This window comes from Chromobacterium vaccinii (genome assembly GCF_001855275.1).
Taxonomy (GTDB): domain Bacteria; phylum Pseudomonadota; class Gammaproteobacteria; order Burkholderiales; family Chromobacteriaceae; genus Chromobacterium; species Chromobacterium vaccinii.
In genome coordinates this window covers 3,049,054-3,070,913 of record NZ_CP017707.1, presented here as the reverse complement: position 1 = coordinate 3,070,913, position 21,860 = coordinate 3,049,054, and the positions used below count along the sequence as shown (strand labels likewise).

Here is a 21,860-nt window from a genome sequence, read left to right as displayed (position 1 = left end):
TACCTGCGGCGGGCGGGCAAGAAAAAACGGAACCCGAGGGTTCCGTTGTCGCTGCCATGCCGGTGGCGCCTTACGGATAGACGATGCGCAAGAGATTGGTGGAGCCGGGGGTTCCGAAGGGCACGCCGGCGATGATCACCATCGGCTTGCCCTGCTCGGCCAGGCTGAGCTTGGTCGCGCAGAAGGTGGTTTTCACCACCATGTCTTCCAGGTTTTCGGCGTCCGGTCCGTGGTAGGCGACCACGCCCCACACCAGCGTCAGCCGGCGCGCGGTTTCCAGCTTGGGCGAGATGCCCAGGATGGGGGTGGACGGGCGTTCGCGCGCCAGCGACAGACAGCTGGCGCCGCTGGTGGTGAAGGCGACGGCCACGGTGACCGGCAGCAGGGTGCTGACCTTGCGCACGCAGGCGGCGATGGCGTCGGTGCGGTCCGGCTCGTCGGCGGCGCTGTAGTCCAGCGCCATCACCTTACGGTAGTCGGGCGCGCTTTCCACGCGGCGGATGATGCGGTCCATGATCTGCACCGCTTCCAGCGGATACTGGCCGGCGGCGGTCTCGGCCGACAGCATCACCGCGTCCGCGCCTTCGTAGACGGCGGTGGCCACGTCGTTGGCTTCGGCGCGGGTCGGCGTCGGCGCGGTGATCATCGATTCCAGCATCTGGGTGGCGACGATCACCGGACGGCCCAGGTGGCGGCAGTGGTGGACGATGCGGCGCTGCGCCACCGGCACGTCTTCCGGCGGCAGCTCCACGCCCAGGTCGCCGCGGGCCACCATCACGCCGTCGGCCAGCGTGGCGATGGCCTCCAGGTCGTCCACCGCCGACGGCTTCTCGATTTTGGCGACGATGCCGGCGCGTTTGCCGATGATGCCGCGCAGTTCCTTGACGTCGGCCGCGGTCTGGACGAAGGACATCGCCACCCAGTCGGCGCCTTCCTCCAGCGCGAACTCGGCGTCCTTGCGGTCCTTGTCGGTGATGGCCGACAGCGGCAGCACGGTGTTGGGCAGGTTGAAGCCCTTGTTGCTGGACAGCTCGCCGCCGACGGCGACGCGGGTGACGATGCGGCGCGGATGCATTTCCGTCACCTCGAACGCCAGCTTGCCGTCGTTGACCAGGATGCGGTGGCCGGGCTCCAGCGCCTCGAACGCCTCCGGGTGCGGCAGGGTGGCTCGCTCGGCGCCGCCGTCGGTTTCGTCCAGCGTGAATTCGTAGCGGTCGCCGGTTTTCACCGTGGCCGGCTGCGGAAACTTGCCGATGCGCAGCTTGGGGCCCTGCAGGTCCACCAGCACGCCGATCGGGCGGTCCAGCGCTTTCTCCGCGGCGCGGATGGCGGCCAGGCGGGCGCGATGGTCGTCATGGCTGCCGTGGCTCATATTGAGCCGGAAGATGTTGACCCCGGAGCGGGCCAGTTCCAGGATTTTTTCCGGGGTGCTGGACGAGGGGCCGAGCGTGGCGAGTATTTTGGTGTTGCGAAGCATGACAGTCCTTTGCGGCCCATGCGGCCGAGTAGCTTGGAACCATTGCGTAATTCTTGCGGCGGGTGGTTGCCGGACGGGGCGCCGCGTCGCGTATCCGGATTGCGGCGATGATGCCATATCGCCGTTTTCGCTTTCTTGCGCTGGGTCGAATGCCCGGCGTTTCGCGCCGCGCGGTCCGTTGCGGAACCGGAGCCTGCCTTGCCATTCATGCTGCCATATCTGCGTTGTAGCGGCAGGATTACGTGTTTGCGGCCGTTTGTTGGCGAAACAACGTTTTGCGACGATGGTCTGATCGAAGAATCCACTTTTTAGTTTCGGTTATTTTCTTATTTTTTCGTTTTCAAGCAAGCAGCTGTAGCGCATGCAAATGCTTGTTGCAGTGCGAAATAGACGGATTTTCCATCCATTTGTCCTGAGGCCTCGCCTGTTCTCGCCGCGCGGGCCGGCATGGCGCGCCGTTTTTCCGGAACGGGGGCGTGGAAATAGGCGCGTGTGAAAATGTAGCGCGGAGCTACATCTTTCAGTGTGTTGATATTAAAGGATTTATTCCGTATCGCGCGGATGGCGATCTCTGGTTGCAGCGCGGAAAATGTATTTTTTTTTACCGGAAGATTGACAAGGTTCTGTTCGGGCCTAGAATTGTCCGCAAATAAAACGAACGTCATAAGCAAAAAAACAAACATTCGCGCAACGTCGACACCCAGGCATGTCCACCATGCCGCCTTACCGGCAAACAGGAGAAAGTCATGACCGATCAGTACGTGCTGGCCCTGGACCAGGGCACCACCAGTTCCCGCGCCATCCTATTCAACCGCGGCGGCGACATCGTGTCGCTGGCGCAGAAGGAATTCCGCCAAATTTATCCGCAGCCGGGCTGGGTCGAGCATGATCCGCAGGAAATCTGGGGCGGCCAGGTGGGTGTGGCCGCGGAAGCGGTGGCCAAGGCCGGCATCGACGGCCGCAGCATCGCCGCCATCGGCATCACCAACCAGCGCGAAACCACCATCGTCTGGGACCGCGAAACCGGCCAGCCGGTGTACAACGCCATCGTCTGGCAGGACCGCCGCACCGCCGAGTTCTGCGACGAGCTGAAATCGCGCGGCCTCTCCGAACTGATCCGCTCCAAGACCGGCTTGCTGGTTGACGCCTATTTCTCCGGCAGCAAGATCAAGTGGATTCTGGACAATGTGCCCGGCGCGCGCGACCGCGCCCGCGACGGCAAGCTGGCCTTCGGCACCGTGGACAGCTGGCTGATCTGGAACTTCACCCACGGCAAAGTGCATGTGACCGACGTGTCCAACGCCTCGCGCACCATGCTGTACAACATCCACACCCTGCAATGGGACGCCGAGCTGCTGGACATCATGGGCATTCCGGCCAGCATGCTGCCGGAAGTGAAGAGCTCCAGCGAAGTGTACGGCCATACCCACGCCGCCCATCTGGGCCGCGAAATTCCGATCGCCGGCGTGGCCGGCGACCAGCAGGCGGCGCTGTTCGGCCAGCAGTGCACCACGCCGGGCATGGTGAAGAACACTTACGGCACCGGCTGCTTCATGATGCTGAACACCGGCGACAAGCCGATCGAATCCAAGAACAATCTGCTGACCACCATCGCCTGGAAAGTGGACGGCAAGGTGCAGTACGCGCTGGAAGGCTCGATCTTCATCGGCGGCGCGGTGGTGAAATGGCTGCGCGACGGTCTGGGCATCATCCGCCACTCGGCCGACGTCGGCCCGCTGGCGCAGGAAGTGAAGGACAGCGACGGCGTCTACCTGGTGCCGGCCTTCGCTGGCCTGGGCGCGCCACACTGGAACGCCAGCGCCCGCGGCACCATCGTCGGCGCCACCCTGGGCACCAAGGCCGCCCACATCGCCCGCGCCGCGCTGGACAGCATCGCTTACCAGACCCGCGACGTGCTGAAGGCGATGGAAGCCGACGCCGGCATGAGCATCGCCGAACTGCGCGTCGATGGCGGCGCCACCGTCAATGAGCTGCTGATGCAGTTCCAGTCCGACATCCTGGCGGTGAACGTGGTGCGCCCCAAGATCACCGAAACCACCGCGCTGGGCGCCGCCTACCTGGCCGGCCTAGCCGTCGGCTACTGGAAGAGCGTGGACGACATCCAGGGCCAGTGGCAGCTGGACCGCCGCTTCCAGCCGGCGATGCCGGCCGGCGAAGTGGCCGCCAACGTCAAGGGCTGGCAACGCGCGGTCAACGCCGCCAAGGTGTGGGCCGACGATCAGGACTGATGGCGCGCGGGCCGGCGCAACCCGCTGCCGGCCGTGCCCGAGCGATGACGGCATGACCCGCCGCGCCAAGCGGCGGGCAACTCAAGATAAAGTTGGAAAGAGACAATCATGAATCCTTTGATGGGCGAATTCATCGGCACCGCCTTGCTGGTGCTGCTGGGCAACGGCGTGGTGGCCAACGTGCTGCTGAAGAACACCAAGGGCCACAACAGCGGCCTGATCGTGGTGGCCTTCGGCTGGGCGATGGCGGTGTTCGTCGGCGTGTTCAGCGTGGCGGCGATCAGCGGCGCGCACCTGAATCCGGCGGTTTCGGTGGCGCTGGCGGTGGCCGGCAAGTTCCCGTGGGACAAGGTGCCGGGCTATGTCGCCGCGCAGATGCTGGGCGGCATGGCCGGCGCCGGCCTGATGTGGCTGATTTACCGCAAGCACTACGAAACCACCGATTGCGCCGACACCAAGCTGGCCACCTTCTGCACCGGCCCTGCCATCCGCAGCCTGCCGGGCAACCTGGTGTCCGAGATCGTCGCCACCTTCGTGCTGGTGTTCGCCATCCTGTCGATGGTGGCGCCCAAGATGTCGCTGGGCGCGATCGACGCGCTGCCGGTGGCGCTGCTGGTGCTGGGCATCGGCGTGTCGCTGGGCGGCACCACCGGCTATGCGATGAGCCCGGCGCGCGACCTGGCGCCGCGCATCATGCACGCCATCCTGCCGATTCCCGGCAAGCGCGACAGCGACTGGGGCTATGCCTGGGTGCCGGTGGTCGGCTCGCTGATCGGCGGCGCGCTGGCGGCGCTGGCCTTCACGCTGCCGCTTTGATGTTGTAGCCGTTTTTGCGCCGCCGTGTCCGCACGGCGGCGTTTTCACAGGCTGGCGCCAGCCAGCCTGGCGCGGGACCGCCGCCGACAGAGCGCGCGGCCCGCCGGAGCGATCCGCCCCTCGGGCGACGCCTTATGGTTTCGCCCGGGACGGTGGATGGCTGTTGTCCGCACCTCAACTCGGAAAGAAGTCCCATGATCAGTCTGTTCAAACCCGCGCCACACCTTCCTCCGCTGCCCGACGCGCAGCAGCACGGCCTCTACCGCCGGCTGCGCTGGCAGATCTTCCTCGGCATCTTCCTCGGCTACGCCGGCTACTACCTGGTCCGCAAGAATTTCTCGCTGGCCATGCCTTACCTGGTGGAGCAGGGCTTTTCGCGCGGCGACCTGGGCTTCGCGATGTCCGGCGTCGCCATCGCCTACGGCCTGTCCAAGTTCCTGATGGGCGCGGTGTCCGACCGCTCCAATCCGCGCGTGTTCTTGTCCGCCGGCCTGGTGCTGTCCGCCGCCGTGTTCCTGCTGATGGGCTTCGCCCCCTGGGCCACGTCCAGTGTCGGCGTCATGTTCGTGCTGCTGTTTCTCAACGGCTGGTTCCAGGGCATGGGCTGGCCGGCCTGCGGCCGCACCATGGTGCACTGGTGGTCGCAGAAGGAGCGCGGCGGCGTGGTGTCGATCTGGAACTGCGCGCACAACGTCGGCGGCGGCCTGATCGGCCCGCTGTTCATCCTGGGCATGGGCTGGTTCAACGACTGGCGCGCCGCCTTCTACGTGCCGGCCGCCGCCGCGATCGGCGTCGCCGTCTTCGCCTGGCTGACCATGCGCGACACGCCGCAATCGTGCGGCCTGCCGCCGGTAGAGGCCTACCGGAACGACTACCCGGAAGACTACAGCGACACCCACGAGCAAGAGCTGACCGCGCGCGAGATCTTCCGCAAATACATCCTGCCCAACAAGCTGCTGTGGTACATCGCGCTGGCCAACGTCTTCATCTACCTGCTGCGCTACGGCGTGCTGGACTGGGCGCCGACCTATCTGAAGGAGGTCAAGCACTTCTCGGTCGACAAGTCGTCGTGGGCCTACTTCTTGTACGAATGGGCCGGCATCCCCGGCACGCTGCTGTGCGGCTGGATGTCGGACAAGCTGTTCCGCGGCAATCGCGGCGCCACCGGCGTGTTCTTCATGGCGCTGGTGACCCTGGCCACCGTGGTCTACTGGCTGAACCCGGCCGGCAACCCCACCGTGGACATGCTGGCGCTGATCGCCATCGGCTTCCTGATCTACGGCCCGGTGATGCTGGTGGGCTTGCACGCGCTGGAACTGGCGCCTAAAAAAGCGGCTGGCACCGCCGCCGGCTTCACCGGCCTGTTCGGCTACCTGGGCGGCTCGGTGGCCGCCAACGCCGCGGTCGGCTACACCGTCGACCATTTCGGCTGGGACGGCGGCTTCGCGCTGCTGATCGGCTCCTGCGTCGCCGCCATCGTGCTGCTGGCGCTGACCACCTGGCATGGCCATCAACAGGGCAAGCTGGCCTCGGCTTGAGCGTGAGGGGCGCGGCTGGCGATCCGTCGGCCGCGCAAAAAACCATTCGCGTACATAAAACGCGCAAAATAAAACGTAAAACGAAAATCTTGTGTTGTATTAAGGTTCGTTATTAATTATTCTGGGTAGTAAAGCTGGCAGGGCCAGCCCGGACTTTAGCGAGGTATGCGGTGGAAACTTACGATCTGGTAATCATAGGCGGCGGCATCAACGGCGCGGGCATCGCGCGCGACGCGGCCGGGCGCGGCCTGTCGGTGCTGCTGTGCGAGAAGGACGACCTGGCCTCGCACACGTCGTCGGCCAGCACCAAGCTGATCCACGGCGGCCTGCGCTACCTGGAATATTACGAGTTCGGCCTGGTGCGCAAGGCGCTGCAGGAGCGCGAGGTGCTGCTGAAGGCGGCTCCGCACATCATCTGGCCGCTGCGCTTCGTGATGCCGCACGCGCGCGACCAGCGGCCGGAGTGGATGATCCGCGCCGGCCTGTTCCTGTACGACCATCTGGCGAAGCGCGAAGTGCTGCCGGGCTCGGAAACCGTCAGCTTCGCCAGGCACCCGTCCGGCGCGCCGCTGAAGGACGCGTTCAAGCGCGGCTTCGTCTATTCCGACGGCTGGGTGCAGGACGCGCGGCTGGTGGTGCTGAACGCGATGGACGCCGCCGAGCACGGCGCGAAAATCCATGTCCGCACCGCCTGCGTCGCCGCGCGCCGCGACGGCGAGCACTGGCTGGCCACGCTGCAGCGCGAGGACGGCGGCCGCTTCGAGGTCCGCGCCCGCGCGCTGGTCAACGCCGCCGGCCCCTGGGTGCAGAGCCTGATCGAGGACAAGCTGGCGATGCCGTCCAGCAAGTCCATCCGCCTGGTCAAGGGCAGCCACATCGTGGTGAAGAAGCTGTTCGACCATCCGTTCGCCTACATCTTCCAGAACCCGGACAAGCGCATCATCTTCGCCATCCCGTACGAGAAGGATTTCACGCTGATCGGCACCACCGACGTCGAATACCATGGCGACCCGGCCCAGGTGGCGATAGACGGCGACGAGATCAACTACCTGTGCCAGATGAGCAACCGCTACTTCCACAGCCAGATCACGCCCGCCGACGTGCTGTCCACCTATTCCGGCGTGCGCCCGCTGCTGGACGACGCGTCCGACAACGCGTCCAGCGTCACCCGCGACTACGCGCTGGAGATGGACCTGCAGGGCGCGCCGCTGCTGTCGGTGTTCGGCGGCAAGATCACCACTTTCCGCAAGCTGGCGGAAGAGGCGGTGGACAAGATCGCGCCGCTGCTCGGCTGCGGCCAGGCCACCTGGACCGCCGGCGCGCCGCTGCCGGGCGGCGACATGCCGGGCGCCGACTTCGGCCGCTTCCTGCAGGGCCTGCGCCAGCGCCATCCGTGGCTGCCGGAGGCGCTGGCCGAGCGCTGGGCGCGCGCCTACGGCACCCGCGTTTCCAAGCTGATCGGCAAGGCAGACAGCCTGGCCGGGCTGGGCCAGGAAGTGCTGCCGGGCCTGTACGAGGCCGAGCTGGCCTACCTGGCGGACGCCGAATGGGCGACCCGCAGCGAGGACATTCTGTGGCGGCGCTCCAAGCTGAAGCTGCATTTGCCGGCCAACGCCGCCGAGGTGGTGGACGCCTGGCTGGCCGCGCGCGCGCAGCCGCCGCGCGAGGCGCTGAGCGCCTGAGCGGTTTTCCCGATTAAACGCAGCCCGGTCCGCCGGGCTGTTTCGTTTCCGGCGCCGGCGCGCTAATGCCTCATTAAAAGCTTTCGTTTCACGGCCCTCCCCGTATTGGCTAGCATGGTTCCAATACCGATGATGGGAGCGAAGATGCGCATTGCCTTGAGTGAGGCCCTGCTGGGCCGGATGCCGGAAATGGAAGTCAGCGGGTTGTTGGCGCTGGACCTGGACGCGGCCGGGCTGCCGGACGCGGAGCTGGTGTTGCCGGCGCATGAGGCGGATCTGGACGCGCTATTGCTGCGCTGGAAGGAAATCTACCGGGCGCTGCCGGGCGACAAGAAGGCGCGCTGTTCGCTGGAGTATCTGGCCAAAGCGGCGCAAAAGGACAAGCTGCGCCGCATCCTGCCGCTGGTGGACCTGTATAACCAGGCCTCCCTGCTCAGCCTGGCGCCGTTCGGCGGCGAAGACATCGACAAGCTGGACGGGACGCTGCTGCTGGATCTGGCGCGCGGCGACGAAGCTTTCCTGCCCCTGGGCCGCGCCGAGGCGGAGCGCGCGCTGCCGGGCGAAGCCGCGTGGCTGAACGGCGGGCGCGAGGTAGTGTGCCGCTGCCTGAACTGGCTGGAGTCGGACCGTTTCAAATTGACCGAATCCAGCCGCAACGCGGTGTTCGTCAGCGAGCGGCCGGATGGCGGCTTTCCGTCCGGCGAGGCCGGCATGGATTGGCTGGAGCGGCGGCTGGCGCCGCATGCCGGCCGGCTGCTGCGGTTCCGGCTGAACGCCGCCAATCCGGTTTTCTCGGCCTGACAGCGCGTTCCGCGCGCCGGTTTCGGACGCGCGGCGCCGCTTCACAGGCGGAACTTGCCCACCATGTCCTGCATGTGCGTGGACAGCCCGTTCAGGCTCACCACCGCGCCGTGCAGCTCGCCGGCGGCCAGGGTATTGTCGGCCACCATCTGCGACACCGTCTCGAAGCTGCCGGCGATGCTGTTGCACACGGTTTTTTGTTCCGCGATGGCGTCGCGGATCTGCACCACCCCGCCGCTGGCCTCCTGCACGCTGTCGTTGGCTGCCTGCAGGTTGGACATCACTGTTTCCATGGTGCCGCGGCTTTGCCGGGTGGCATCCAGGCCGCTTTGCACCGTCGATCCCACCGATTGCGCGTTCTGGCTCAGCCGTTCCGTCACCAGCTTGATCTCGCTGGCGGCCTTGGCCGAGTTTTCCGCCAGCTTGCGCACTTCGTCGGCCACTACCGCGAAGCCGCGGCCCATTTCGCCGGCGCGCGCGGCCTCGATCGCCGCATTCAGCGCCAGCAGATTGGTCTGCTCGGCGATGTCGCGGATCTGGCTGGTCAAATGGCCGATGGCCTGGGTGCTGTCGCGGAAGGCCTGCGAGGCGGTGTCGACCTGGCCCATCACCGTGTCTATGGTTTCCGCCTGGCGGCGCAGCCGCGCCACTTCTTCCAGCCCCTCGCGTGTCTTCTGCGCGCTGTTGTGCGAATCCTCGCTGATGCGGGAGGTCTGATCGGCGATGGTGTCTATGCTGGTGGCCATCTGCTCCAGCGAGGCGGCATTGCTGGCGATGGCGTCGTTCTGCGTTTCGGCGCCGCTGGCCAGCGCGCGGGCGGAGCGGCCCAGCTCCTGGCTGGTGTCGCCCACCTGCCTGGCGGCCTGGATCAGCTCGCCTATCAGCGCGCCAAGATGGATGCGCACCGTTTCGCTGCAGGCAGCGATGCGGCCGATCTCATCCATTCGCCCAGGCTGGAACGGCCGGGTGAAGTCGCCGTCGGCCAGCCGCGTCAGATCGGCGACCACCTGGCGGGCGCGGCGGATGATGGTGGCGTTGACGTAATACAGGAAGAAGCCCAGCCCCAGCGCGGTGCCGATGGCCATGGCGACGCCCACCCGCCACAGCGCGGCGTTGGCGCTGGCTTCGGCATCGGCCGCGTCGGCCTGGGCCCGCTTGGCCAGCAGCTCGCTGGCCTGGGTCAGCAGCTCGGTCGGCGGGCGGTCCATGCCGGCCACCTGTTTGTCTCCGACCTTGGCGTCGCTGCCCGACTGTTTGAATGCCTCCAGGCCGCGGCGGTAGTCTTCGCCCATTTTCTGGTGGGCGGCGACGAATTGCTGCAGCAATTGCTGAGCCTGGGGATCCGATACCGACGCAGCCAGCGTGCTGCCCTCGTCGTGGACCTGGCCTTCCTTCTTCTCGAAATTGCCCCAGTATTTGGCCAGCTTGGCCGGGTCCTGGCCGCGCAACAGCGTGTCCTTCCACTCCTGCACCTGCTTCTTGAAGTCCACTTGCATGGTCAGCACCTGCCGCACGCTCTGCTGGTCGGCCGCCACCTGGTCGCGGAAGGTGCGGATGCCGCCCCATAGCTGGTATAGGGAAAACAGCGACGCGCACAACAGAATAGCGACCACCAGGCCGACGATGGCGGCCAGCTGCCCGGCCAGAGAGGTTTGGCGCTCCATGTGAAGCTCCCGACAAGAATGATTCTGTTCTAGTTGTAGGGTAGATTGTCCCTAACTAGGAAAGAATACTTAGCGGGGTCCTGGTTGTGGATAACTTGTCTTTTTGGCGATGACTGTGGGTAAGTGGCAGGTCACTTCATTTGCGGGGCCAGCGCGCCGGCTGCGCGCGTCCTTTCCCCGCGCAGCCAGAGAAACAGCAGGCTAGCCAGCAGGCAGGCGGCGGAACATAGGGCGAGCGACGCGCGGTAGCCCCAGACCGCGGCGATGCCGCCGCCTATCAACGCGCCTAACGCCATGCCGGCGGATATCGCGTTGGAGTACAAGGTGGACGCGTAGCCCAGGCGTTCCCGGGCCAATCGCTGGCATAGCTGGAGTCCCGCGGTGGCGCTCAAGGCGATGCAGGCGGCAGGCAGCCATTGAAGCAGCAGAATGAGCTGCCAGGCATCCACCATGACAAATACGATGTAATAGCCCGCGCCCAGCATGGCGGCCGCCAGCAGCTGTTCTTCCGGCGGCCAGCGGCGGCTGATCTTGCCGGACAGCATCATCAAAGGAATCTCTATCGCGGCGGTTAACCCGAACAGCACCCCTGGCAGCCATGAGGGCGCATGCGGCTGCAGAGCCAGGTGGAGCGGCATCTGGATGATGTAATTATTGATTGCGACATAGAGCACCCCGATGCCGGCGGCCACCAGCCACATCGCTTTGCCGGGTTTGTCGTCGATCGCGGCCGCAGCGGGCGCGGTTTGCGGTTTATCGCTGGCGGGAAGCCGATGACTGGCCAGCCAGATCAGGCCATAGATGGCGATCAATAGCGCGAAAGCGGCCTGGTAGCCAAGGGCGGCGGCGATGCCGAATGAAAGAGGGGGGCCGATCACCCAGGCCAGGGACACCATGGCGCGCATGGAGCCCAGCATGCCCGCGCCGTTGCCCGACGACCGCGACGCCGCCAGCGCAAACAGTTGCGGCGCGGCAATCGAGGTCAGGCTGACCAGGGTCAGGCTGGCCAATGCCAGCCAGACCTTGTCGCGCAGCGTGGCGAAAGCGAGGAAGGCCAGCATGCCCGCCAGCGCGGATACGCGGATCAACCGTTGCCGCGGCCGGCCGTCGTCGGAGCGGGAGCCTATCCAGTGCGACGTCAGCATGGCGCAGCCGATGGACAGCGCCATATACACGCCGACGAAGCCGGGGCTGGCCCCCAGCTCGCGCACAAAGAAAGAGCTCTGCAGGGGATTGAACAGCGCGGTACTCATGCCTGTGAGGAAGATGCTGGCGAGCAAGGAGGAGTCGCGGAAGGTCATGGACGGCGTCCCATCAGTGGAATAAGGCCTGAGCCGGGGCGGGCAACGCGTAGAGCAGCGCGGCGAAGCGGAATGAGTGCGCCGGCTGCCAGTCGACATGATGCGCCGGCAGCCGGGCCAGCCAGCTCAACTGCCTGAGGGCAGCTTCCGGGTCCGGTCGCAGCGCGGCGGCCAGCCACGCCTCCGGCACGATGAACTCGGCCATGCCGCGCAGCGAAGCATGGGCCTGGATCGCGTCGGCTTCGCCGCGCCGGATGCGCATCTCGATGCGGGGGCCATTCGACCACTGCAGGTCGAGGCGGATATCGTCCCGCTGGTTTGGGCCGAACCGCAGTTCGACCGGCGCGTCGGGCCAGTCGGCGAGCAGGCCGCACAGGGCCAAGGCGTCAGCCAGCCGATCCGCGGGCGCCGCGGTAGTCCATTCCCATCGCAGTGTTTCCAACTGTTTGGGAGGCAGCGACTGCCGGAGCGCGTCGCGAATATCGGCGCGATAGCCGGCGGGAAGGCCGCTTTTCAGCCAGGGGCTGGAAAGATCGGGCCGCGGGCCGTTCCGCAGCAGCAGCTGGGCGAGGCGGGAAGGGGGCAGATAAGCGGGCAGGCCGGCCGCCAGCGTCTCCTCCAGTTGCCGGGGCAGCTCGGAGTCGTTGCCGGCGGCGTATAGGCAGGCGGGTGCGGCCGGCATTGCCGGGAGCGTGTCCAGATGGATTCCCGCCATCGGTTTGGACGCCGGCAGCGCGGCCGCCGGCGTGCCTTGCTCTTGCCGCCACGCGATGAGCGGAGGCGCGCCGAGAGCGGCGCGGGCCGCTGCCATCCAGGGCTGGGCGGACAAGGGCTGGAACGACGCGTCCAACTGCGCGGATCCGCCGTTGGATATGCGCTCGCACAGCTCGGTGGCATGGATCGCCAGTTCGCCGCCGCATAGCAACGGGGAATGATTGCGGATCGCCAGGCAAAGGTTGGCGATACCCATGCATTGATCCATTTCCATGCCGTAATCGTGGATAAAGCCCGCGCCGCGCTCAGGCGCGATGGTCCGGCTCTCCACGTGTTGGCCGTCGCCCAGGGGCCGGCGGCGGGCAAGGCGCAGCGGGGAAAAATAGTCCCAGCAGTCTTCCAGCGCCAAGCTGCCCTCATCGCCATGAATGGCGATGCTTCTGTCCGCGATGTCGCATACGATGCCGCAGGTGAGATGGCCGGTGACGCCATTGGCGAAATCCAGCACGCTGGTGGTGAAGTCGGGCGAGGGGCCGGGGGGAAGCGGCGCCCCCGCAACCCGCTTGTCGGGGATCGCCGTCCGGGTGAGGCTGTTCACCGATTTGACCGGGCCGAACCAGGCCAGCGCGATGGACAGCGAATAGGCGCTGTGCTCGGCGGTGCAACCGGTTTCGAATTCGTTGGCGTAGGGCCAGCCCACGCCCAGCGGGTTGATCCAGCGCTCCGGTCTGGCCAGGTCGACGCGGAAATCATGCATGGACAGATGCAGGAAACGGGGGCGGCCGATCGCGCCTTGTTCCAGCAGCTGCGCCGCCAGCGTCACGGCAGGGCTGAGCAGGCAGGACGGCGCGGCGCCGAGCAGCACACCGTGAAGCTGGGCGACCCGCTGCAAGATCCTGGCCTGTTCGCCGGTCATCGCCAGCGGTTTTTCGCTGTATAGGTGCTTGCCGGATCGCAGAATGCGCAGATTGGCGTCGAAATGCTGTTGCGGAGGGGTCAGGTTGACGACGATATCGATGTCGGGATCCGCCAGCAGATCCTCAAAAGACGGATAGGCGCGGACATGGAAATGCGCCGCCCAGCGCGAGGCGCGCCGATCATCGGTATCGTAGCCGCCGCATATCGAGAACAGGGCGCGGTGGTTGAATGCCGCCATCGCGTAGTAATAGGCCATGTAGCCGCAGCCGAGAATGGCGACGTTCAGCATAGCGCGCTTTCCACCGGCGCCGCGCGGGCTGGGCGCGACAGGTAGGCGTTGACGTCCAGCGGCTTGCTGTTGGCCGCCAGGCAGTCCAGGTATGCGAGCAGCTGCGGTTGCGGATAACGCGCGGCCAGGCGGCGCAGCGTGTCGGCGACGCGCTGTTCGCGTTGCGCATTGGAGGCCACCTCCTCCTGGTGCGGGAGGTGAATGGATCGGCATTCGCGATCCAGCGTCCAGTGCGCATCCGGGCTGTTGAACAGGCGAATGGCGAGGTCGAAATCCTCGCCTCCCCATTGGCGGAAATCATCGTCGAAGCCGCCCGCTTCATGAAAATGCGCGCGCTCCAGCGAGACATGGCAGGTCCAGAACACGTCGAACGGCACCGGCCAGACGGAAAGATCGTCGCCATGGCGCAGATAGCGCCCCTCCCGCACATCGGCCACCCGCATGGCGCGCAATGCGGCGATGGATGCTTCGACCCGCTCTGGATCGACGCGGCTGGGCCAGTCGGGATCGGGGCTGGGGCCGCCCCACTCGGTGTGCAGGGTCTGCGCCATATAGCCGTAGACGTAGCCAATCACGATTTGACGGGGTCGCGCGGCATGGCGGCGGCAATGCGCGGCCAGTCCCGTTTCCGCCAATAGCACGCCGGAGTCCAGAAATAGAATGATGTCGCCGCTTGCCGCCGCGACGCCCTGATTGCGCGCGGTGGCGGCGCGGAAGCCCTGGTCGGGTTGCCATAGGTATTGCAGGGACAGCGCGGAGGCGAACCGGGAGGCGACTTGTTCGGTGTCGTCGGATGAGCCGTCGTCGCAGACGATCACTTCGAACTGGCGGCGCGGCAGGGTTTGTCGTTCCAGGGCGCGAAGCGAGGCGGCCAGCAGCGCCGAGCAATTGTAGGTGGGAATGACGATCGAAATTTTCATGATGGCCGGAAGGTATATTTCGATAAGGCCGGTTTCGCGGTGACGATTCGGAAACCGGCGGCGCGTGACGCGAAGCGAGTCAGCTTGTGGCCGTTTCTTGCGGCCTTTCCTGGATGGGCAGCGGGTCACGCCGCGCCAGCGCCAGCCCGTCGCCGCCGAACAGGTGGCAATGGCGCGGGTCCGGCGCCAGGAAGCGGCGCTCGCCCGGGCGCGGCTCGGCCTCGTGGCCGGGCAGTTTCAGCGCGATGGTCTCGCCCTCGCCTTCGTGGCGCAGGTAGACGATCTGCTGGTCGCCCAGATGCTCCACCAGCTGCACCGTCGCCGGCAGGCCGGATTCGGCGAAGTACAGGTGCTCGGCGCGCACGCCCAGCGCCAGCGGGCCGCCGCCGGCGTCGGCCAGCGGCAGCGCCAGCCGGAATGCGCCCGGCAGCTCCAGCTCCACGCCGCCTGAATGTTGATCCAGCGCCCGCGCCGGGATGAAGTTCATCTTGGGCGAGCCGAGGAAGCCGGCGACGAAGCGGTTGGCCGGGCGGTTGTACAGCTCCAGCGGAGTGCCCACCTGCTCGATGCGGCCGGCGTTGAACACCGCGATGCGGTGGCCCATGGTCATCGCCTCCACCTGGTCGTGGGTGACGTAGATCATGGTGCTGCCCAGCTCCTGGTGCAGCCGCGCCAGCTCGATCCGCATCTGCACCCTGAGCGCGGCGTCCAGGTTGGACAGCGGCTCGTCGAACAGGAACACGCCGGGCTTCCTGACGATGGCGCGGCCGATGGCGACGCGCTGGCGCTGGCCGCCGGACAGGGCCTTGGGCTTGCGCTCCAGCAGGTGCTCGATCTGCAGCGTCAGGGCGGCGCGGCGCACCGCGGCGTCTATCTCCGCCTTGCTGTGGCCGGCCAGCTTCAGGCTGAAGGCCATGTTGTCGCGCACCGTCATGTGCGGGTACAGCGCGTAGCTCTGGAACACCATGGCCAGGCCGCGGCGGGCGGGCTCGACGTCGTTGGAGAGCTTGTCGTCTATCCACAATTCGCCGGCGCTGATGTCCTCCAGCCCGGCAATCATCCGCATCATCGTCGATTTGCCGCAGCCGGACGGACCGACGAAGACCATGAATTCGCCGTCGCGGATGTCCAGGCTGACGTCGTGGATCACGGCGTTGCCGTCGTCGTACACCTTGCGGATGTGTTTCAGCGAGAGTCGGGACATCTCATTGCTCCTGATGGGGTTGGCCCAGGTCCACCGGCAGCCGGCCGGCGGCGGCGATCTCGCCGGCCAGGCAGCGGCTGGCCGCGAAGAGCGCGGCGTCGGCGAAGCCGTAGCTGATCAAGGCCGGCGCGGCGATGTCGGCGGCGGCGTAGGGATTCCATAATGCCAGATGCAAGTCCGGCCTCCATTCCTGTTGCTCGCGCCGGCCGTAGCGCTCGCGCGTGGTCGAGGCCAGCACCGTGAACAGGCCATCCTGCGGCAGCGTCGGCCAGGCCAGCGCGGCGCGCTCCTTGAAGCGGACGATTTCCAGCGCGTGGCGCCGGGACAGCGTGGCGATCAGCGCCTCGGCCGCCAGGCCTTCCTCGGACACGCCGTCGGACGGCGCCTGGTCCTGCACCACCAGCCGCAGCCGCTGGCCGGCGGGCAGGATGGGGACTTCGCCATGGGCGGTCAGCGCGCGGCGCCAGGCGTCGGCGAACAGCGCCTCGTCGGCCGCGCGCTGTTCGGCGGCGTAGTCGTAATCGTCCAGGCTGGGATAGCGGCGGATCAGCGCATCCACCCGCGCGGCGGCTTGGGCGAGGCGTTGTTCGGCCAGTTCGCCGCTTCGCAAGGCGGCGCGCAGCGCGTCGAAGCTGGCTTCCATCTCGTCGGCGAACTGCAGCACCAGCGCCAAATCCGCCCCGGCTTTCAGCGTCTGCACCGCGCCGGCCGGCTGGCCCCAGCGCTCGCGTATCGCTTTCATGTTCAGCGCGTCGGTGATGGCCACGCCCTGGAAGCCCAGTTCCTGCCTGAGCAGGCCGGTGAGGATGGCCGGCGACAGCGTGGCCGGCCATTCGGCGTCCAGGCTGGGGAAGCGGATGTGGGCGCTCATCAGCGCCGGCGCGTGGGCGGACAGCGCCTTGAACGGCGCCAGCTCGTAGTCGCGCAGCTCGGCCTGCGGCTTGTCCACCACCGGCAGGTCGAGGTGGGAGTCGGTATGGGTGTCGCCGTGGCCGGGGAAATGCTTGACGCAGCAGGCGACGCCCTCGGCCAGATGGCCCTCCATCCAGGCGCGGGCCAAGGCGGCGGCGCGCGCCGGATCGGCGCCGAAGGAGCGTTCGCCTATCACCGGATTGGCCGGGTTGTTGTTCAGGTCCAGCACCGGCGCGAAGTTCCAGTTGACGCCCAGGCTCTTGATGCCGCGCGCCACCGCGCCGCCCACCTTGCGCGCCAGGTCCTCGTCGCCGACGGCGGCCAGCGCCATCGCCGCCGGCGCCTGCGGCAGGAAGCGGGTGCGCATCACCGCGCCGCCTTCCTGGTCGAGGGCGATCAGCAGCTCGTCGCCGAGCGCGCGTTTCAGGTCCGCCGCCAGGCGGCGGGTGGAGGCCGCGTCCGGCACGTTGCGGCGGAACAGGCAGACGGCGCGCACGCGCATTTTCCGCAGCCGCGCCGCTTCTTCATCGCTCAATGCCGGGCCCGCCACGTCCACCATCAGGCAGCGGCCGGCCAACTGGTCCAGTGCTTCCTTGCTCAGGGTCATTTCACCGCTCCATCGAATCCGCGCAGGAAATAGCGCTGGGTGAACAGGAATACGATCAGTATGGGCAGCACGGTCAGCACCGCGCCGGCCGCCACCACCCGCGTCTTGAAGCTGAAGGCGCCGGCCAGGTAGAGCACGCCGACCGACAGCGGAAACTTGTCCGGGCTGGACATCACGATGGACGGCCAGATGTACTGGTTCCACGCCGACACCGTGGTCAGGATGGTCAGCGCCGCCAGCGCCGGGCGCGCCAGCGGCAGCATGATGCGCCAGAAGATCTGCCACTCGGACGCGCCGTCGACGCGGGCGGCGTCGATCAGGTCCTGCGGCACCGCCTCGAACGCCTGCTTCAGCAGGAAGATGCCCACCGCGCCGGCCAGCGTCGGCAGCACCACGCCGCTGTAGCTGTCGGTCAGCTGCAGCTTGGACACGGTGATGAAGTTGACCAGGAAGTTGACCTCGCTGGGCAGGATCATGGTGGCGAGGGTGGCGCCGAACACCAGACGGCGGCCGGGAAACTTCATGCGCGCCAGCGGGTAGGCGGCCAGCGCGCTGACCAGCAGCGTGCCGGCCACCGTCAGCGCGGCGATGGCGAAGGAGTTGCGGTAGAAGGCCAGGATGTCGATGCTGGACACCGCCTCTCGAAAATGGTCCAGCGTCGGCGCGGTGGGCAGCAGCGGCGGCGGGAAGGCGAATACCTCGCCGTCGCCGGACAGCGCCGTCACCAGCGTCCACCAGAACGGGTAGACGGTGATCAGCGCGATCGCCGACAGCGCCAGGTAATGGACGGCCCGCGCGGCCAGCCGGTCCGCCCGCGCGCGGACGGCGGGAGCGGCCAGGGTGGTGGAGTGGTTCATCGCGTCTCCTCAACGGTCTCGCGGTTGCAGGTAGCGGAAGTTCAGCCAGGCCAGCGCGATGCAGAACGCCGACATCACCAGGCTGGCGGCCAGCGCGCGGCCGAAATTCAGCGACTTGATGCCGAACTCGTAGGCGTAAAACAGCGCGGTGTAGGTGGACTGCATCGGCCCGCCCTTGGTCAGGATCTGCACTTCCTCGAAGGCCTTCACCGCCGCCAGCACCGACATCACCGAGCACAGCAGGATGGTGGGGGCCAACAGCGGCACGGTGATGCGCCAGAAGCGCTGCCAGCGGCCGGCGCCGTCCAGCTGCGCCGCTTCGTAGACGTCGGCCGGGATCGCTTGCAGGCCGGCCAAGTACAGCACCATGTACCAGCCGATGCCGCGCCAGACGGTGATGAACATCACCGCGAACAGCGCGATGTGATCGTCGGAGAGCCAGCCTACCGGATCGTTGATCAGGTGCAGCCAGCGCAGCGCGGCGTTGAGCACGCCGTCCTCGGTGTACATGAAGTTCCAGATGATGCCGATCACCGATACCGAGGTGACCACCGGCAGATAATAGGCGGCGCGGAACAGCTTGATGCCGGGCAGGTTGTTGTTGACCAGCACCGCCAGCAGCATCGCCAACAGCTGGATCATCGGCACCACCAGCAGGTACAGCGCCGAGTTCTTCAGCGCCGACAGGAACAGCTCGTCGCCGAACAGCTCGCGGAAATTGTCCAGGCCCACCCATTGCGGCGCGTCGATCAGGTTGTAGCGGGTGAAGGCGAGGAAGGAGCCGAAGCCCACCGGCCAGAACGAGAACGCGGCCAGCAGCAGCAATGCCGGCGCCAGGAACAGATAGGCCTGCAGCGTGGTCTTGCGGGGTTTGCGCATATGAAGTGCCACCGAGTCTGAAAGAGAGGCGGCCCGCCGCCGGCGAGGGCTGCGGGCGCGGACAAAGGCCGGTCTTACAGCTTGCCGTTCCAGTAGGCGGCGGCCTCGTCCAGCGCGGCCTTGGCATCCTGGCGGCCGGTCACCGCCTTTTCCACCGCGGCCGACAGCCTGGCCGACAGCGTGTCGGCGTTTTTCACCGACAGGAACAGAGTGCGGGTCTTGTCCAGATTGGCGGCGGCGATGCCGACCGCGCGCTCGGCCGGCCCGGCGTTGGCGGCCACTTTCTGGAAGTGCGGGTCTTGCGCCGCCTTGCGCGCGGTGGGCAGCGTGCCGGCCAGCTTGGCGAAGGCCAGTTGGTTGTCGGCGTTGGTCAGGTAGTTGCCGAACTTGCCGATCTCCGGCAGCAGCGCCTTGTCCACGTTGCGGGCCACCGCGAAGTTGAACATCCAGCCGCCGGCGGCGATGCCGGTGGGGCCCAGCGGCGCTGCGGCGACGCGAGTGTCGCGGTAGACCTTGGGCGCTTCGTCGCGGACGCGGGTCAGCGCGGTGGGGCTGGATTCCAGCATCGCCATGCGGCCGCTGTTGTAGGCGGCCATCGCCACCTGGAAGTTGTCCTGGACGAACAGATTGTCTTTCATCAGCGCGCCGGCCTTGTAGGCTTCGGCCAGCTTCTTGACGAAGGCGATGTGGGCCGGGCTGTTGAACGCCGGCTTGCCGTCCTTGATCACATCGAGGCCGTTTTGCAGGAACAGGCCCTCGATCTTGGTCGGCCCCATCTTGGGCGCGAAGCCGGCGGCGCCGGTCTTGGCCTTGATCACCTTCGCGTACTGCAGCTCCTCATCGAAGGACTTGGGCGGCTTGTTCGGGTCCAGGCCGGCTTTCTTGAACAAGGCGGCGTTGTAGGCGATGACATCCGCGCCGTTATAGTGCGGGAAGGCATAGGCCTTGCCGTTGAAGGTGACGTCCTTCAGCGCGCCGGCCACGTACTGATTCTTGTCGATCAGACCATCCAGCGGCTGGATCAGGCCCTCCTGCTGGTAGTCGTAGGCCCAGGGCACGTTCAGGTTGACCAGCGCCGGCGGCTTGCCGGCGCCGACGGCGGCGGTGAACTTGGCCTGGATCACGTCCCAGGGATAATCGGTCCACTTCACTTCCACATTCGGATGCTGGGCGTTGTACTTGCTGACCAGTTCCTTGAAGTAGCCGTCGAACTTGGGTGACAGGCTCATGGTCCACACCTCCAGCACCGGTTTGTCGGCGGCGTGGGCGAACAGGGGGGCGGCGGCGATCAGCAGCGACAGGCTCAGGGTTTTCAGTTTCATCGTGTTTTTTCTCCTTTTCGGCTTCGCTTATCGGAACCGATAGGCGAAGCGGCCGGCACTGGCATGCCGGCCACTGGTGGATCAGAAGGTCTTGCTGTAGGAAGCGATCACTTTCACGTCGTTGCGGTCTTTCTTGCCGTAGAAGTCGCCGGAGCGGAACCAGGCCGGGTAGACGCCGATGCTGGCGCCCTTGAGCCATCCGCTTTGTACCGAGTAGCTGGCGCTCAGGTCGATCTCATGCGCCTTGCTGTCGGGCGCGCCATTCGGATTCTTCAGACCGGTGGCGTAGTTGCCGCTGGCGCCGACGCTGACGCCGGGCAGGCCTTGCTTGGAAAGGTCGTAGCTGACGCCGATCTTCACGACTCGCGTGCCGTCCCAGACGAAGTCGTCGTCCTGGCCCCAGGTCTGGATGAAGTTGCGGTTGTCGCTGTTGCCGTATGGCGTCAGGCGGAAATTGACTTCGCCGCCGTCCGGATTGCGGCTTTTGCCGAGGCCGCCCATCAGTGTCAGGCCGCCGGTGGTGTAGCTGACGCTGGCGCTGGCGTGGCTGGCGGTTTGCGAGTTCTTCATGCCCAGCTGGGCTTCGTCCTTGCCTTGGAAGTAGTAGCCGACGCCGGTCAGCGTGTCGCCGCCGGCGAGTTTCCAGGTGTAGGAGCCGGCGATCTGCGCGGTGCGGCGGTAGTCCTTGCCTTCGCCGAAGCCGAGGTCGATGAAGGCGTTTTCCGGCGCGTAGCGGAAGCCTATGCTGTTGACGTAATCTATTTTTTTGGCTTGGCTGCCGTTGCTGCGGCCCTGCTCCCAGGAATTGGTCATATCGCGGAAGCGGTAGTCCCACTCGTTGCGGAACTGGTCGGCCCAGCCGTAGCCCAGCTCGAAGTCGCCGATCTTGTACTTGGCTTCCAGGCCGCGGTAGGAGTGGGACTGCAGGCCGCCGGAGGTGCCCATGGTTCCGATGCTGATCGGGGTGTAGCCGGCGCGGGCGGAAAAGCCCTGGCCATCCGGACTCTGGCGGAACTTCATCGCGGCCTGGCTCAGCACCGCGTCGCTCTTGTCCCGGCCGCCGCCGCCCTCCGCCGGATCGCTCATGTCGTTGTAGTCGTGGTACAGCACTTCGGAAAAGCCGATGCCCTTGGTCAGTCGCAGCGAGGTATGGGCGGCTGCGTCGAAGCCCAGCACATTCCAGGCGTAGCCGGATTTGAAGTTCAGTCCTAGGTTCAGCGCGTTGACGCGGATGTCGCCGCCATTGCTGTTGTTGGGTTGTTTTTCCTGCCGGTCGCGGCCGTAATACAGTGCGCTGAAGGTGGTTTCCGATTTGGTCAGCAGGTCATAGACGTCGCTTTCCGGAATGGCTTGCGCGGTGCCTTTCAGCGCGGGGCCGTCGCTGCCGGGAGGGACGGACGATTCTTCCGCCGCGAGGGCGTGGCCGGACAGCACGGCCATGATTGCCAGGAATAAAACGCGTTTCTTGTGCATGAGATTGCTCCAGGTCCGATTGCCGAATTCAGGGGTGGACGTCCTGGAGGCACGTTAGCTGGTCTTATATTGGTCTTCAATTGGTATGAGACAATTCTGGTTGAAATTGAATGTCATGGCGTTGCAATGTTGCCATGCAAGATGAAAATATTAATAAAAATCCAATCAATGATAATTATTGGCAACAAATAAAGGGTTGACTAGCAAATAATCGCAATTTAAGTCTGTTGTGTGATG

Annotated in this window: 17 protein-coding genes; 5 read left to right on the top strand and 12 right to left on the bottom strand. The window is 66.2% G+C overall.

Features of this window, described 5'->3' with window-relative positions:
* Positions 1-70: 70 nt before the first annotated feature.
* Together pyk and BKX93_RS24760 are read right to left on the bottom strand one after the other, a co-directional pair.
* Positions 71-1,477 carry a pyruvate kinase gene (gene pyk / locus BKX93_RS14175; protein WP_021474961.1) on the bottom strand — a complete coding sequence of 469 codons (1,407 nt, stop codon included), beginning with the start codon at positions 1,475-1,477 and terminating at the stop codon, positions 71-73.
* Positions 1,478-1,803: 326 nt separating this feature from the next.
* Entirely contained in the window at positions 1,804-2,160 is a 357-nt protein-coding gene (locus BKX93_RS24760) for a hypothetical protein (RefSeq protein WP_145929322.1), read from the bottom strand.
* Positions 2,161-2,223: 63 nt separating this feature from the next.
* Between BKX93_RS24760 and glpK the strand changes: the two genes are divergently transcribed.
* The 5 genes from glpK to BKX93_RS14150 all read left to right on the top strand — a co-directional run bounded on the left by glpK (position 2,224) and on the right by BKX93_RS14150 (position 8,563).
* Positions 2,224-3,726, top strand: coding sequence for a glycerol kinase GlpK (glpK, locus tag BKX93_RS14170; protein WP_070980321.1), 1,503 nt, complete (start codon positions 2,224-2,226; stop codon positions 3,724-3,726).
* A gap of 108 nt (positions 3,727-3,834) precedes the next feature.
* Complete coding sequence (locus BKX93_RS14165) at positions 3,835-4,542, top strand: MIP/aquaporin family protein (protein ID WP_021474963.1); 708 nt, start codon at positions 3,835-3,837, stop codon at positions 4,540-4,542.
* A 194-nt stretch (positions 4,543-4,736) separates the two neighbouring features.
* Entirely contained in the window at positions 4,737-6,080 is a 1,344-nt protein-coding gene (gene glpT / locus BKX93_RS14160; protein WP_046156002.1) for a glycerol-3-phosphate transporter, read from the top strand.
* Positions 6,081-6,250: 170 nt separating this feature from the next.
* The gene (glpD, locus tag BKX93_RS14155) at positions 6,251-7,762 is read left to right on the top strand and encodes a glycerol-3-phosphate dehydrogenase (RefSeq protein ID WP_070980319.1); all 1,512 of its coding nucleotides are present in this window, start codon (positions 6,251-6,253) and stop codon (positions 7,760-7,762) included.
* A 144-nt stretch (positions 7,763-7,906) separates the two neighbouring features.
* Positions 7,907-8,563: a B3/B4 domain-containing protein gene (locus BKX93_RS14150; protein ID WP_144410162.1), complete on the top strand. Its 657-nt coding sequence runs from the start codon at positions 7,907-7,909 to the stop codon at positions 8,561-8,563.
* A 41-nt stretch (positions 8,564-8,604) separates the two neighbouring features.
* Here BKX93_RS14150 and BKX93_RS14145 read toward each other — a convergent pair whose 3' ends face one another.
* The 10 genes from BKX93_RS14145 to BKX93_RS14100 form a co-directional block, all read right to left on the bottom strand.
* Positions 8,605-10,227 (bottom strand): methyl-accepting chemotaxis protein, encoded by a 1,623-nt coding sequence (locus tag BKX93_RS14145; protein ID WP_070980317.1) that lies wholly within the window; start codon positions 10,225-10,227, stop codon positions 8,605-8,607.
* A gap of 131 nt (positions 10,228-10,358) precedes the next feature.
* Positions 10,359-11,528, bottom strand: coding sequence for a sugar efflux transporter (locus BKX93_RS14140; protein WP_070980316.1), 1,170 nt, complete (start codon positions 11,526-11,528; stop codon positions 10,359-10,361).
* A 13-nt stretch (positions 11,529-11,541) separates the two neighbouring features.
* The gene (locus tag BKX93_RS14135; RefSeq protein ID WP_070980314.1) at positions 11,542-13,449 is read right to left on the bottom strand and encodes a Gfo/Idh/MocA family protein; all 1,908 of its coding nucleotides are present in this window, start codon (positions 13,447-13,449) and stop codon (positions 11,542-11,544) included.
* Positions 13,443-14,369: a glycosyltransferase gene (locus BKX93_RS14130; RefSeq protein ID WP_070980312.1), complete on the bottom strand. Its 927-nt coding sequence runs from the start codon at positions 14,367-14,369 to the stop codon at positions 13,443-13,445. The genes BKX93_RS14135 and BKX93_RS14130 overlap by 7 nt, the downstream gene beginning before the upstream one ends.
* 79 nt (positions 14,370-14,448) lie before the next feature.
* Positions 14,449-15,573, bottom strand: a complete 1,125-nt coding sequence (locus BKX93_RS14125; protein WP_070980310.1) for an ABC transporter ATP-binding protein — start codon at positions 15,571-15,573, stop codon at positions 14,449-14,451.
* A 1-nt stretch (position 15,574) separates the two neighbouring features.
* On the bottom strand, positions 15,575-17,092 hold the full coding sequence (nagZ, locus tag BKX93_RS14120) for a beta-N-acetylhexosaminidase (RefSeq protein ID WP_070980308.1): 1,518 nt from the start codon (positions 17,090-17,092) through the stop codon (positions 15,575-15,577).
* A complete protein-coding gene (locus tag BKX93_RS14115) occupies positions 17,089-17,949 on the bottom strand; it encodes a carbohydrate ABC transporter permease (protein WP_070980307.1) in 861 nt (286 codons plus the stop codon). The genes nagZ and BKX93_RS14115 overlap by 4 nt, the downstream gene beginning before the upstream one ends.
* Positions 17,950-17,958: 9 nt before the next feature.
* The gene (locus tag BKX93_RS14110) at positions 17,959-18,828 is read right to left on the bottom strand and encodes a carbohydrate ABC transporter permease (RefSeq protein WP_070980305.1); all 870 of its coding nucleotides are present in this window, start codon (positions 18,826-18,828) and stop codon (positions 17,959-17,961) included.
* A gap of 74 nt (positions 18,829-18,902) precedes the next feature.
* Positions 18,903-20,150 (bottom strand): ABC transporter substrate-binding protein, encoded by a 1,248-nt coding sequence (locus BKX93_RS14105; protein ID WP_046155994.1) that lies wholly within the window; start codon positions 20,148-20,150, stop codon positions 18,903-18,905.
* An 81-nt stretch (positions 20,151-20,231) separates the two neighbouring features.
* Positions 20,232-21,623, bottom strand: a complete 1,392-nt coding sequence (locus BKX93_RS14100) for an OprD family outer membrane porin (RefSeq protein WP_046155993.1) — start codon at positions 21,621-21,623, stop codon at positions 20,232-20,234.
* Between the last annotated feature and the right edge of the window lie 237 nt (positions 21,624-21,860).